12 protein-coding genes and 1 pseudogene are annotated in these 12,396 nt (G+C 38.4%); 3 read left to right on the plus strand and 10 right to left on the minus strand.

All coding sequences use genetic code 11. From position 1 onward, the window contains the following. From ACFIL8_RS01615 to cysS, 3 genes and pseudogenes are all read right to left on the minus strand, one after another. A pseudogene (locus tag ACFIL8_RS01615) lies at positions 1 to 398 on the minus strand (metal ABC transporter permease); the annotation flags it as partial. Between the two features lie 115 nt (positions 399 to 513). Then, a complete protein-coding gene (locus ACFIL8_RS01620) occupies positions 514 to 1,185 on the minus strand; it encodes a DUF421 domain-containing protein (protein ID WP_375611298.1) in 672 nt (223 codons plus the stop codon). 50 nt (positions 1,186 to 1,235) lie between these two features. After that, complete coding sequence (gene cysS, locus ACFIL8_RS01625; protein ID WP_375611222.1) at positions 1,236 to 2,744, minus strand: cysteine--tRNA ligase; 1,509 nt, start codon at positions 2,742 to 2,744, stop codon at positions 1,236 to 1,238. A 498-nt stretch (positions 2,745 to 3,242) separates the two neighbouring features. Between cysS and ACFIL8_RS01630 the strand changes: the two genes are divergently transcribed. Next, entirely contained in the window at positions 3,243 to 3,611 is a 369-nt protein-coding gene (locus ACFIL8_RS01630; RefSeq protein ID WP_375688789.1) for a TIGR02301 family protein, read from the plus strand. 417 nt (positions 3,612 to 4,028) lie between these two features. On the opposite strand, the gene ACFIL8_RS01635 is transcribed toward ACFIL8_RS01630, so the two are convergent. After that, positions 4,029 to 5,357, minus strand: coding sequence for a dihydroorotase (locus tag ACFIL8_RS01635; RefSeq protein WP_375612943.1), 1,329 nt, complete (start codon positions 5,355 to 5,357; stop codon positions 4,029 to 4,031). 64 nt (positions 5,358 to 5,421) lie between these two features. Here ACFIL8_RS01635 and ACFIL8_RS01640 point away from each other — a divergent pair, with 64 nt between their 5' ends. Next, a complete protein-coding gene (locus ACFIL8_RS01640; RefSeq protein WP_375629274.1) occupies positions 5,422 to 6,294 on the plus strand; it encodes a YgfZ/GcvT domain-containing protein in 873 nt (290 codons plus the stop codon). Then, positions 6,287 to 6,904, plus strand: coding sequence for a YfbR-like 5'-deoxynucleotidase (locus ACFIL8_RS01645; protein ID WP_375610152.1), 618 nt, complete (start codon positions 6,287 to 6,289; stop codon positions 6,902 to 6,904). The genes ACFIL8_RS01640 and ACFIL8_RS01645 overlap by 8 nt, the downstream gene beginning before the upstream one ends. 591 nt (positions 6,905 to 7,495) lie before the next feature. On the opposite strand, the gene panB is transcribed toward ACFIL8_RS01645, so the two are convergent. The 6 genes from panB to lepB are packed head-to-tail and all read right to left on the minus strand — an operon-like array spanning position 7,496 to position 12,362. Continuing rightward, entirely contained in the window at positions 7,496 to 8,311 is an 816-nt protein-coding gene (gene panB, locus ACFIL8_RS01650; protein ID WP_375612945.1) for a 3-methyl-2-oxobutanoate hydroxymethyltransferase, read from the minus strand. Continuing rightward, the gene (panC, locus tag ACFIL8_RS01655; protein WP_375688791.1) at positions 8,308 to 9,168 is read right to left on the minus strand and encodes a pantoate--beta-alanine ligase; all 861 of its coding nucleotides are present in this window, start codon (positions 9,166 to 9,168) and stop codon (positions 8,308 to 8,310) included. The genes panB and panC overlap by 4 nt, the downstream gene beginning before the upstream one ends. Positions 9,169 to 9,191: 23 nt before the next feature. Further along, complete coding sequence (gene recO, locus ACFIL8_RS01660) at positions 9,192 to 9,938, minus strand: DNA repair protein RecO (RefSeq protein WP_375638092.1); 747 nt, start codon at positions 9,936 to 9,938, stop codon at positions 9,192 to 9,194. A gap of 28 nt (positions 9,939 to 9,966) precedes the next feature. Then, positions 9,967 to 10,869 carry a GTPase Era gene (gene era, locus ACFIL8_RS01665; protein WP_375631705.1) on the minus strand — a complete coding sequence of 301 codons (903 nt, stop codon included), beginning with the start codon at positions 10,867 to 10,869 and terminating at the stop codon, positions 9,967 to 9,969. Further along, positions 10,862 to 11,569: a ribonuclease III gene (gene rnc, locus ACFIL8_RS01670; protein WP_375612949.1), complete on the minus strand. Its 708-nt coding sequence runs from the start codon at positions 11,567 to 11,569 to the stop codon at positions 10,862 to 10,864. The genes era and rnc overlap by 8 nt, the downstream gene beginning before the upstream one ends. Continuing rightward, positions 11,550 to 12,362 (minus strand): signal peptidase I, encoded by an 813-nt coding sequence (gene lepB, locus ACFIL8_RS01675; protein ID WP_375611213.1) that lies wholly within the window; start codon positions 12,360 to 12,362, stop codon positions 11,550 to 11,552. Before lepB ends, rnc begins: the two co-directional genes overlap by 20 nt. Positions 12,363 to 12,396 lie beyond the last annotated feature (34 nt).

Here is a 12,396-nt window from a genome sequence, read left to right on the forward strand (position 1 = left end):
GATAACTCATGCATATGTACAAAGGTTTTATAAGCTAATTGACGAACAGCGTATTGACCAACAGTGGCAAACAGGGAATCGCGTAATTGATTTAATCCAGCCTGCATAATACGCGCGACATTGTATGCCAAAACGAGCATGATGGGAATAATCCAACTGGATGGGAACCATTCAGGTAGCTGAAAGCTTGAATCAAGCACATTCGTAGAATATTTAAATAAATACGGTACAGATATGAGAACGAGCTTAGCCAAAACAAGATAAAATATTGCCCATAGCACACGCATTTTTAGATCACGCCGCCCTACCGGCCACATATAGGGCCATAAATTGTAAAGTGTGTGCAGAGTCTTCCCTGTATCTGATGATACAGTTTTTGTCATTTCATTGCGTTTCATAAAGTCCTTACTTCTCTATCATCCGCACAAACAGGCAAAATACCCTCTGTGGTTATTTATAGATTCATCTCTTCATTATGGCTTCCAATAAGCTATACCTACCTGTTTTTTGAAGTTAGACTGTTTTTGAAAAAGGAACAAGAAATAATCCACTATACAATTTATTATTTTGATCTGTATTTTCATACCACTCTGCTGCAAATAAATTTTCAACTTTTACATGTTTTTTTTTCAATTCTGCCTGAAGCCATTTTTTTGTTTTACCAATCTCTTTCAGCCCCTTATCAAGAATTTCACCATTTTGTATTAAAATGATAGACTTCTTTCCTTCTTCCTTTTTAATAACGGAACAATCGCCATTGGTTTCTAAACGAACGAAAGCAGCTTCATGTAAACTACAGCCTTTAATGCGCAACATTGTAATCAGATCATTCACACTGATACCTAATTTTTTAATCTTATCCACTTGAAATACTCCATCTAAAACCAATGCAATATGTCGTCCTGCAATAAGACGACGAAAAAAAACTGAATAGCGCATCAGAAAATTAAGAGATGTGACTAAAGTCTGCCAAATAAATAAGACAATCAACAATTGAATACTGCTAACATCCGGACTATAAATAACGCCTCCAATAATACTTCCCATGACAAAATTACTTACCAAATCAACTGGCGTCATTTGACTAAGACTACCACGACCTGTGGTTCTTAAAATCAAGAGGAAAGCGATAAGTCCTACAACTAGTTTTAGTGCAACATACCCATAATGATATAAAAATTCCATCATATTCTCCTTTTTTATGGAGCTGCTGGAATAGAGACATTAGTGTCGCTTTAGTGTCGCTTTATTTCCCACACAGTTATGCGCTCACCACTCTGCGGATCCTTACTGTCTTTTAAAAGAACCCCCTTGGCTGCAAGCTCATCACGAATTGTATCCGCAGCTTCCCACTCTTTATTATGGATAAGTCTTAGTCTTTCGGCAATGCGCTGATCAATAAATTTTGTATCAAGGAAAGTTTTTCTCGTAAATAATGGGCAATCTATTTCTTTAATCCATTCTTGTCTTAACAGTCCTAATAAATTCATCCCATTCAGAAGAGCCAAAGCATTTCCTTCTTTATAAAATTTTCGCAAAAGAGTCAGTGCTTTTGGAGTATTAAGATCATCACTAAGTGCATCTATCAAAGTATCATCAATTGCTTCATTGTTTTTCATCTCACTCTTTTTGCTGCGAAGCCATTCATACCAACGATACAGTTCGCTGCTCGATTGTATTAAACGCTGTGCTGTCCAATTTAATGGTTCACGATAATGCGTTTGCAACATCGAAAAACGCGCAGACAAACCAGCCCAATTTTGCTTCATTTCATCGGTTAAAATACCATTAAACTCCCCCAAATTATTCTCTAAAACAGAACGAATAGTTATGAAATTGCCAAAGCTTTTCGACATCTTTTTGCCTTCAACTTGTAAAAAACCATTATGCATCCAAAAATTAGCCATTCGCTCCGTCCCAAAAGCTGAACAACTTTGTGCAATCTCATTTTCATGATGAGGAAAAATTAAATCAATTCCACCACCATGGATATCAAAAACATTGGCGGTCGGATCATCACAGGTTAAACCACCGCCATAGGGCGCTAATAACTTTGCCATTGACATTGCAGAACATTCAATATGCCAACCTGGACGACCTAAAACAGGAATTCCGCCCGGTGATTTCCAACCTGGTTCTCCTTCCACAGAAGGCTTCCACAAAACAAAATCCATCTCTTCCCTTTTATAAGCAGCAACATCGATACGCGCCCCCGCCCTCATTTCATCTAAAGAACGATTTGCAAATGCCCCATAATGGGGAGGATTTTTTATGCTACTTACAGAAAATAATATATGATTTTCGGCTTCATAAGCGTGCCCCTTTTCAAGCAACCTTTCAATTAAAGAGCGCATCTCCTCTAAATGCTCAGTGGCGCGTGGCTGACTGGTTGGCAACAGACAACCAAGTGCTATGGTATCTTGTTGAAACTGAGAATATGTACGTTCTGTTAAGTGACGAATAGCCTCATTCAATGATACGTTTGGATATTCGCTAGCTGCTCGTGCATTAATTTTATCATCGACATCTGTGATATTACGTGCATATAGAACATGCTCATTGCCATAAACATGACGCAATAAGCGAAATAAAATATCAAAAACAATAACAGGACGTGCATTTCCTATATGCGCATAATCATAAATTGTCGGTCCACAAACATAAAGACGTACTCTTGTCGCATCTATTGGTGTAAATTTTTCTTTTTTACGTGTTAGCGTATTATAAAATCGCAACTCTTTCATTTATTAACTCCATGGACGATATTATGCACTGATCCTTTTAGATGTATCTTATCTCAAATCATTGTATTACGCGGTTTAAGCTAAAAACTTGTATCTTTTATAGTAAATTCTTCTTACCATTTTCCCATTGTATTTACGGCTGTATTCATCGTTTATCATAAAAACAATCTATTTTATTTGATTGGACAAAAGCGTTCTATCATTAGAGATGCTTTCTCTCCTTAAAAAAATGAGCTTAGAAAAAAATCTATAGGCAATACAATATAAATCTATGTGAAAAATAGATAGCTTGCAGGCAGAAAATCTTAAATTTTTAACCACACAAAGCTTCGTCAGTATTTTCAATATTCCACAATGGGTTCCTTACTGCCTCTTACGCCCTATATTTTATAATCAATAATTGAGAATAATGTAGCAATTAACTTTATTTTTACACCGTTCTCATGACAAAATTATTTTATCTTTACAGAGTTTTATTCAAAGAAAGCAATAAAAATAATGCGGTATAGATTGATGAACATCATTATTTTAATATTTCTTGTCATTTCAATGCCAACCTTTGCACAACAATCTCCACCTTATGAAAAAAAATTACTCCGACTAGCAGAAATTTTGGGATCATTGCATTCTCTCCAAAATCTTTGCGAGCCTCCAACAAACCAATGGTATGACTATATGAATGCACTGATTGAAGCAGAACACCCCATTCCACAAAGACGTGCTTATTTTTATGAAGCGTTTAATGAAGCGTATCGTGCTTTCTCAGAAAATTATCATCATTGTACACAAGCAGCCATTGAAGCCAATCAAAGATACATTGAGGAAGGAAGAATTTTATCTGAAAACCTCCTCATGCATTATAAATAATTAATCTATACAAAAAGTATCTCTCTCAATTTTAGCGGTATCAATGATACTCCTTTCACAAATGCGGGGAGCAATAAACCAGCTCTGAAAATAGAGAGACGTTTAAAGAATAATGTCTCGATACGCTTTTATTCATATGCGCCTTTTTCCCCATACAAAACTGTTCTTTGGCTTCCTCCCCACACTTTAACGGACAAAGATTTTTAACTAAATTTGCTCTGTAAATAATCTAGGTTCTTGTTGAACAAGGTTTCTCTTGGCTTCTAACACATGTAATTTGCTGCATAGTTTCTACAAACAAGCCTAAGAATATTCACCACTCATTAAAAAAACACTTATGTATCAAAGAGGCTGACATACCCTATATCACCACTCTAAAGGATGGTATTTTACGGCATACTTATAATTTTAATCTGTTTACACCAAAGTTTCCATAAATTTAACAGGCTCTCCTTGTGAAGGTGTGACAATTTCACCTTCCCACATAACGCGCATACCACGGATAATAGTCCCAACAGGCCAACCTTTAACTTTTTGACCATCATAAGGTGTCCAACCGGCGCGAGAACCAATTAAGCTATTCGTAATAATTTCCTCTCGCTTAAGATCAACAATGGTTAAATCAGCATCAAACCCAACAGCAATGCGCCCTTTACAACTTATACCAAAAATACGACTAGGGCCATGTGAAGTGAGATCAACAAAACGTTCAAGAGATATTTTTCCTGCATTCACATGTGTCAACATAATTGCTGCTGTTGTTTGCACGCCTGTCATACCTGAAGGTGAAGAGGGATAAGGTTGAAGTTTTTCTTCAAGAGTATGAGGCGCATGATCTGAACCTAAGACATCAATAATTCCTTGTTGAACACCGTACCAAAGAGCGTCACGGTGGCGCGGCTCACGAATAGGCGGATTCATCTGAATTAATGTACCAAACTTCTTATAATCATCAGCCGTGAGCGTCAAATGATGTTGTGTCACTTCAATTGTTGCAACATCCTTATGTTTTTTTAGAAAATCAATTTCTTCTTCTGTCGAAAGATGTAACACATGAATCCGAGCCTTCGTCTCATGAGCAATTTTTACCAAACGCTGCGTACATTTTAATGCCGCAACTTCATCACGCCAAATCGGATGTGACGATGCATCCCCTTCAATACGCAATATTTTACGCTCTTTGAGCCTCGCCTCATCTTCAGAATGAAAAGCCGCACGACGGCGTGTATTCTTCAAAATAAGGCGTACACTTTCATCATCATCAACCAAAAGATCACCGGTAGAGGACCCCATAAAGACTTTAATTCCAGCCGCACCAGGAAGTCTTTCTAATTCAGATAGTTCATGAGCATTTTCACGCGTTCCTCCAACCCAAAATGCAAAATCACAATGCATTCGATGAAATGCGCGTTGAACCTTATCGCTTAATGTTTCTTCTGATGTTGTCAATGGATTGGTATTAGGCATTTCAAAAACTGCCGTAACACCCCCTAACACAGCAGAATACGAGCCACTTTCCAAATCCTCCTTATATTCATTTCCTGGCTCACGAAAATGCACTTGGCTATCAATAATTCCTGGTAAAATATGAAGCCCCGTACAATCAATGACCTCACTAGCCGATGCACATGTAAGGTCGCCTATTTCAGCAATACGACCATTTGTAATACCAATATCACGCTTGCTTCTTCCATCATGATTCACAAGTGTTGCACCTTTAAAAATTGTATCAAATGTTTTAAACATAACCACGCTCCTTACATATTGCTCACTTATCGATTATGTAACTTTGAGCAGAAAGGCAAGAACCATGATTGAAAAACAAAATGCCATTTGCTTAAAAAACCGCGGACTTATTCAAATTACAGGCGAAGAAGCAACAGATTTTCTACAATCCCTGATCACGACAGATGTAAAAAAAATCAGTCCACAGGAACTTTTCCCTGGAGCCCTTTTATCCCCACAAGGAAAGGTTCTTGCTGATTTTCTTATCGGAAAAAAAGAAGATGGTTACCTGATTGATATCAGGATGCCTTTAGCTGATACGCTCCATAAGCGTCTGTTGCTCTATAAGCTGCGCAAAAAAGTAGAAATTACACAACCATTCCAAGAGCTTGTTACAGTTTCTTTGAATAATGAATCAGATGCTTTAAATTTTGATTCAAGTTTTGTTGATAAACGCTTCCCACAAAAAGAAAAAATAATACGAATCTATGGCAAAAAACCTTTTTTAACTTCAGAATATCATGACACATGGAATCAATTGCGTATCCGTTATGCAATTGCGGAAAGTGATCAAGACTATGAAATTGGCAAAGTCTTTCCTCATGATATTAATTACGATCAAATCAATGGACTTGCATTCAATAAAGGATGTTATATTGGACAAGAAATTGTTTCACGAATGCACCACCGCCGTGCAGCACGTCGCCGTATTTTTATTGTAAAAGGCCAGTGTAAATTAACCCCTCAATCTAGCATTGAAGCAGGAACAAAAGTGCTTGGCTACTTGGGAACATGTGTAGAAAATGAGGCTCTTGCTTTAATGCGTATTGACCACGTCAAAGATGCTATGGATCATAACATCCCCTTTACTGTAAAAAACATTCCTGTCACTATAAGCATTGCTGAAAATATGAATTTTACCTTTCCTGAAAATACTATAGAAAACACTCATGGCTAAAGCTGAATTATTAAAAAATGGAGAAGCCCGCGCTTGGCAAAGAATGCTCTCTGGAAGGCGACTTGATCTTCTCAACCCTTCTCCTTTTGATGTTGAAATTGAAGATATTGCCCATGGACTTGCTCGCGTAGCACGTTGGAACGGTCAAACACGAGGAGAGCATGCCTATTCTGTTGCACAACATTCACTTTTGGTTGAACAAATATTTCAAAAACTTTTTCCACAATCGGGAAGCAACGAATGTCTTTATGCCCTTCTTCATGATGCTCCAGAATATGTCATCGGCGATATGATTTCCCCTTTTAAAGCTGTTATAGGAAAACAATATGAACGCGTTGAAAAGCGCATCCAAGATGCTATCCACATGCGCTTTTCTCTTCCCGTTGATCTTTCTCAAAAACTTTTAAAAAAAATTAAACAAGCCGACCGTATCGCTGCCTATTATGAAGCGATTACGCTTGCTGGATTTAATACAGAAGAAGCCCTTCACTATTTTGGCTCTCCCAATAATATTTTACCCGATGATCTGAATTTATCCCCCTATTCTACCCAACACATTGAAAACGCATTTTTAACGCGCTTTAATGACTTGGATGTCCAAAGATTATAGCCCCTTCGCATTGTTGATTCCTTGTCATTACAGAATCATCACACTGACTTATAATAATAATTCATTGTTTTTTCATTTTGAATGAGAGCTCCTAATATCGTAAGCTTCACTCATTTCAAATCTGTTTATATTGAATCAATCAAAATCATTCTCTTGCACACCACAAGCGGGTCTGGCGTGTGGGTAAAATTTTTTAAAGAAAGAGTTAAAATGCTTCTTATGAACCATCTCAAGTGCTAAGCGCTGTCGCAGCATTGAAAATTGGCAAAGTGTGTGATGATGCCGGCTTGCTCTCTTATGAAGCGTAAAGACGGGAGTACTCTATAAATTTTATACACTTCATAAGGGACTTACCACTATACTATTCACGAACGCCGTCGCGAAATAGGTTGGGTACCTTAAGAAAGCTTTCTTTAAAAAAGCATGTGAATTAGCGACCCAATGGCGTTCTGTTTTGCATGAGAGGCGTGACTTCATTAAAGAAATGGAAAAAATCACAGTTCAAATTGCATACAAAATATATTAAAAATGCACATTCATTATCAAAATAACAAATGTTCTCTTGTCAAACCTTTCATCTTAAACTGAAGTTTATTTTAGTTTATAAACTTCATTATCCGCTGGGAAAGCACGAGATGTGACATCCTCTGCATAATTCTTTATTGCAGTTTCCATGGCTTGTTCAAGGTCTCCATAACGGCGTACAAATTTTGGCACATGAGAACCATAGCCCAACATATCTTCCATAACCAATACTTGCCCATCACATTGATTGGACGCCCCTATACCGATCGTAGGGATAGAAAGCTTATCTGTCAGTTTCACCGCTAAAGGTTCAACCATTGCTTCTAAAACAACAGCAAAAGCACCTGCCTCTTCAATCGCTGCTCCATCTGCTTCAATTCTTTGCCAATCATTCTCCTTGCGTCCTTGTGTTTTAAAACCACCAAAACGATTCATTGCTTGGGGTGTAAGACCGATATGCCCCATCACTGGAATGCCACGTTTACACAAAAAATCTACTGTTTCGGCTATATAAACGCCCCCTTCAAGCTTAACTGCACCACACCCCGTTTGTGCAAGAATGCGCGATGCATTTAAAAAAGCTTGCTCTGGACTTTCCTCATAAGAACCAAAAGGCATATCAATAACAACAAGAGCTTTTTGAGATCCACGCACCACGGCTTTCCCGTGTGAAATCATCATATCTAAATTAACAGGAAGCGTTGTCTCAAACCCATACACAACCATCCCAACGCTATCACCAACCAAAAGGATATCGCAATATGGATCAGCAATCCGCGCAGTATAAGCTTGATAAGCTGTTAAAGAAACAATTGGCTGTTGTCCCTTTCGTGCACGTATTTCGGAAGATGTTATACGCTTTACGGTTTTATGTACACTCATTTTCCACCCTTCTCTTGCAATATATATTGATCAATCAGCCTTATCTCACCAAAGCGGACAGTAAGAAGTAAAACTGCTGGTTTATTCAATGTTCCTTTAACCACGCATAAAGTTTCCATATCCCGTAAATCTATCGCTTCAATGATTGCACGCGTTTCTTGTTGTAAAATATCACGAACAGTTTTGCATAATTTATCAACCGACCGTTCACCTTCATGATAAAGCTTTTCAGCAGCTTTTCCACTTTCAGGAATAATTTTGGAAGCTTTACGATCTTCTAATGTTAAAAGCTGATTGCGTGAAGAACACGCTACACCATCTGACTCCCGTAGAATAGGAACTCCAACGATTTCAATAGGAAAAGCCAAATCTTCAACCATACGCCGAATAATTAAAATTTGTTGAAAATCTTTTTCCCCAAAAAAAGCCTTATCTGGTTGGACAATGTTAAAAAGTTTAGCAACAACGCTTGTTACACCACAAAAATGCCCCGGACGTAATTTTCCCATCAAAATACGTGATAATTTTTTCACTTGTACAATTGTATCATTCCCCAGTGGCCACATTTCATCGACAGAAGGAGCAAAAACACATTCAACACCTGCTTCTTTTAACAAAGCACAATCGCCCTTCAAATCTCTTGGATATTGAGAAAAATCTTCTTGAGGTCCAAATTGCTTTGGATTGACAAAAATAGAAACCACTACGCGATCACACATTGCTCTTGCATACTGTACTAATGCAAGATGTCCATCATGCAATGCCCCCATTGTTGGAACAAAACCAATCGAAAAACCTAAACGTCGTTCCTCTGAAGTATATTGGCGGACTTCAGCAATTGTCTTTAAAATTCTCATTTTCCCATTCAATTATCATCAGATCAACCAATTAATGCCTGTACACCAAATTGGCGCTCAAACAATTGTATCAAATTCATGCGCACTGACGGCTGCTTTATATCTCGTGGCTCCCAGACATGACGCATAAGAAAAAAACCCGTCAGTATAAAACCATTTATTATGTCACTAAAATCAGCAGGACGAGTCGTTCTGTGTACAAGAAACTGTGGTAGAATGAGAAGCTTTTTTTTCCAAGGTTCCCCTGCTTCTTCACAGACAGCCCGTCCAGATTTTGGTGATACGTAATGAAGCCTTTCCTGACGACCTGTTGCAGCACAACAAGATAAATCAAGACCAAAACCAAGTTCTTCAAGAAGCCGCATTTCAAAACGTACAAGCAATTCTGCATTTACAAATGGTTCATCAAAATTCTGCATAAAAAGGTGTAAAATATCATATAAAATGGGGTGCGGATCACGTTCGGGAAGAAGCCGCAAATGAAAAGCTATCAATTGCAAAGCATAAAGTGCTTCTGGTAGACAGATTAATCGTGCCGCATGTAAATCAAGAGCTTCAAGCCGAAAAAGTCCCAAATGTTCGTCTAAACGAGCCCACCATTCAGCCTCCACAAAATTTCCAGGTTGAAGAAGAGCTGCCATGCGACGCGAGCGCCCCCCTTTTACCACTCCCATATAACGACCATGTTCACGTGTCATAATCTCAAGAATAACACTTGTTTCACCATATTGGCGTGTACCAAGTATAACGGCTTGTTCTTTCCACTTCATTTTACTTTAATTATTTTTAAAAATCTTATTAAAAAAAATCCAATCCCATTTCACGATAACGTTCTGGATCGGTATCCCAATTATCGCGCACTTTCACAAAGAGAAAAAGATGCACCTTTTGATCCATAATTTCCATGAGTTCTTTACGTGCTGCTTGACCAATCGCTTTAATTGTATCGCCTTTTGCTCCTAAGACAATTTTTTTCTGACTCTCACGCTCGACATAAATAACTTGATTAATTTTAACGGAACCATCTGAACGCTCTTCCCAGTTTTCTGTTTCAACCGTTGAGGAATAAGGAAGTTCATCATGAAGACGAAGAAAAAGTTTTTCACGCGTAATTTCAGCAGCAAGATGACGCATAGGCATATCAGAAATTTGATCTTCCGGATAATACCATGGCCCTTCCTGCATCATGTTACTCAACGCATGAAGTAAATCCTTGCAACCAGAACCGTTTAGAGCAGAAATCATAAATGTTTGCGCAAACTTTACACGTTCATTTATTTTAGTGGTTAACGCTAGAAGAGATGATTTAACAACTGTATCAACCTTATTAAGAACAAGAACTTTTTCTTGTTTCATATTGTTTACAATATCTAACATCATATCAACTTCATCCGAAAGACCACTTTGAGCGTCAATTAAAACAAGTAGAACATCAGCGCTCTTAGCCCCTCCCCAAGCAGCAGAGACCATGGCTCGTTCTAAGCGCTTATGGGGACGAAAAACACCCGGTGTATCGACCAACACAATTTGCACATCATCATGAATGACAATACCGCGGATTAAAGTTCGTGTTGTTTGTACCTTATGTGTTACAATTGAAACCTTTGTTCCAACCAATTGATTAACCAATGTCGATTTACCGGCATTAGGCATCCCAATAAGCACAACAAACCCAGAACGCGTTTTCATAACGTCACTCATGATCATTTTTTCCTACTGTTTTCCATACACCCTCTCGTCGCAAAATTTTTTCAGCTGCCATTCTCTCAGCATATCTTTTGGAGCTTCCCTGCCCAATCTCTGAAGCAAACCCAGAAATACTGACCTCTACCATAAAAACAGGATCGTGATCTGGACCTGAACGTTTTATAACCTGATAATGTGGTTGTGCATTGCCTTGGATATGCGCCCATTCCTGTAATTCTGTCTTGGCATCACGTCGACCAGCATCCATTTTCTTTGCCCGACTTTGCCAATATTTTTGAATAAAAGGACGAACGCTTTCCAATCCTCCATCGAGATATATTACGGCAATCAAAGCTTCCACGACATCTGCATGCATGTTGATAAGTCGACGTCCCTCAAAATTTTTCATCTCAAAACCAACACGGATCATATCAGGAAGTCTCATTTCACGCGCAATATCAGCACATGTCTGTGCATTGACCAGATGATTTAAACGGACTGATAATTCACCTTCACTTGCCTGAGGAAAAAGTTGATACAGCATCTCTGCAATCAAAAGCCCTAAAACCCGATCCCCTAGAAACTCTAGTCGTTCATAATTCCCCTGTTCCGAATCTTGTACACTCGAGTGTGTTAATGCCTTCTTTAACCTCTCTTCATCTTTAAAACGATGCCCCGTCAGCTTGAAAAGCTGATCAATCATGAGACGTTTCATCGTTGTTTCCTTGCTTGATAAGCGGCAAATCATGAACCGTATTTATGAAAGAAAACAAACGTTTCCAACGCACATCAAATGGCCAGCGCCAAATCTGCCAAGCACTTGAACCATTACTGATAGAAAAGAAAATCACGCTCGCGCGACCAATAAGATTTTCTTCTGGAACATAGCCTACATCTAAACGACTATCATCTGAATTGTCGCGGTTATCTCCCATCATAAAGTAATGTCCTTGAGGAACTTCAAAGACTTCTGTATCATCAACTTTCGGGATGAAAGCTAAATCAAGTGTATCATAACTGACACCGTTAGGCATTGTCTCGCGATAAACCTCAACAGGATAGTTAACCTCTGTTATATCAGAATTATCAATCTCCCCCATAAAGTGACGTGAAACAGCCTCATCATTAATATAAAGGACACTTTGACGAACTTGTATACGATCACCTGGTAGCCCAACAACGCGTTTTATATAATCAATCTTCGGATTACTTGGTAAGCGAAAAACGACCACATCTCCACGTTGAGGTTGAGATGCCCAAATCCGTCCAGAAAAAAGAGGAGGAGAAAAGGGGATGGAAAAACGAGAATACCCATATGCATACTTAGAAACAAACAGATAATCTCCCACCAACAAAGTAGGACGCATTGAACCGGAAGGAATACTAAACGGCTGGAAAAAAAGTGTCCGAATAAACGCTGCTAAAAGCAAAGCCTGTATTAAAACAGAAATAAATTCACGAAGCCCACCTTTTTTTTCTTTTTTATGCACTTTATCTTTTTGGATCATCACCAACTGCCTTCTCATCACAGATATAATTTTT

This window comes from Bartonella sp. AP57NXGY, assembly GCF_042195805.1.
Taxonomy (GTDB): domain Bacteria; phylum Pseudomonadota; class Alphaproteobacteria; order Rhizobiales; family Rhizobiaceae; genus Bartonella.

What these genes read in the sequence shown, in the direction of transcription:
- ACFIL8_RS01620 (WP_375611298.1), bottom strand. Translation starts at nt 1,185, where the DNA reads ATGGAATTTTTATATCATTATGGGTATGTTGCACTAAAACTAGTTGTA.
- cysS (WP_375611222.1), bottom strand. Translation starts at nt 2,744, where the DNA reads ATGAAAGAGTTGCGATTTTATAATACGCTAACACGTAAAAAAGAAAAA.
- ACFIL8_RS01630 (WP_375688789.1), top strand. Translation starts at nt 3,243, where the DNA reads ATGCGGTATAGATTGATGAACATCATTATTTTAATATTTCTTGTCATT.
- ACFIL8_RS01635 (WP_375612943.1), bottom strand. Translation starts at nt 5,357, where the DNA reads ATGTTTAAAACATTTGATACAATTTTTAAAGGTGCAACACTTGTGAAT.
- ACFIL8_RS01640 (WP_375629274.1), top strand. Translation starts at nt 5,422, where the DNA reads ATGATTGAAAAACAAAATGCCATTTGCTTAAAAAACCGCGGACTTATT.
- ACFIL8_RS01645 (WP_375610152.1), top strand. Translation starts at nt 6,287, where the DNA reads ATGGCTAAAGCTGAATTATTAAAAAATGGAGAAGCCCGCGCTTGGCAA.
- panB (WP_375612945.1), bottom strand. Translation starts at nt 8,311, where the DNA reads ATGAGTGTACATAAAACCGTAAAGCGTATAACATCTTCCGAAATACGT.
- panC (WP_375688791.1), bottom strand. Translation starts at nt 9,168, where the DNA reads ATGAGAATTTTAAAGACAATTGCTGAAGTCCGCCAATATACTTCAGAG.
- recO (WP_375638092.1), bottom strand. Translation starts at nt 9,938, where the DNA reads ATGAAGTGGAAAGAACAAGCCGTTATACTTGGTACACGCCAATATGGT.
- era (WP_375631705.1), bottom strand. Translation starts at nt 10,869, where the DNA reads ATGAGTGACGTTATGAAAACGCGTTCTGGGTTTGTTGTGCTTATTGGG.
- rnc (WP_375612949.1), bottom strand. Translation starts at nt 11,569, where the DNA reads ATGAAACGTCTCATGATTGATCAGCTTTTCAAGCTGACGGGGCATCGT.
- lepB (WP_375611213.1), bottom strand. Translation starts at nt 12,362, where the DNA reads ATGATCCAAAAAGATAAAGTGCATAAAAAAGAAAAAAAAGGTGGGCTT.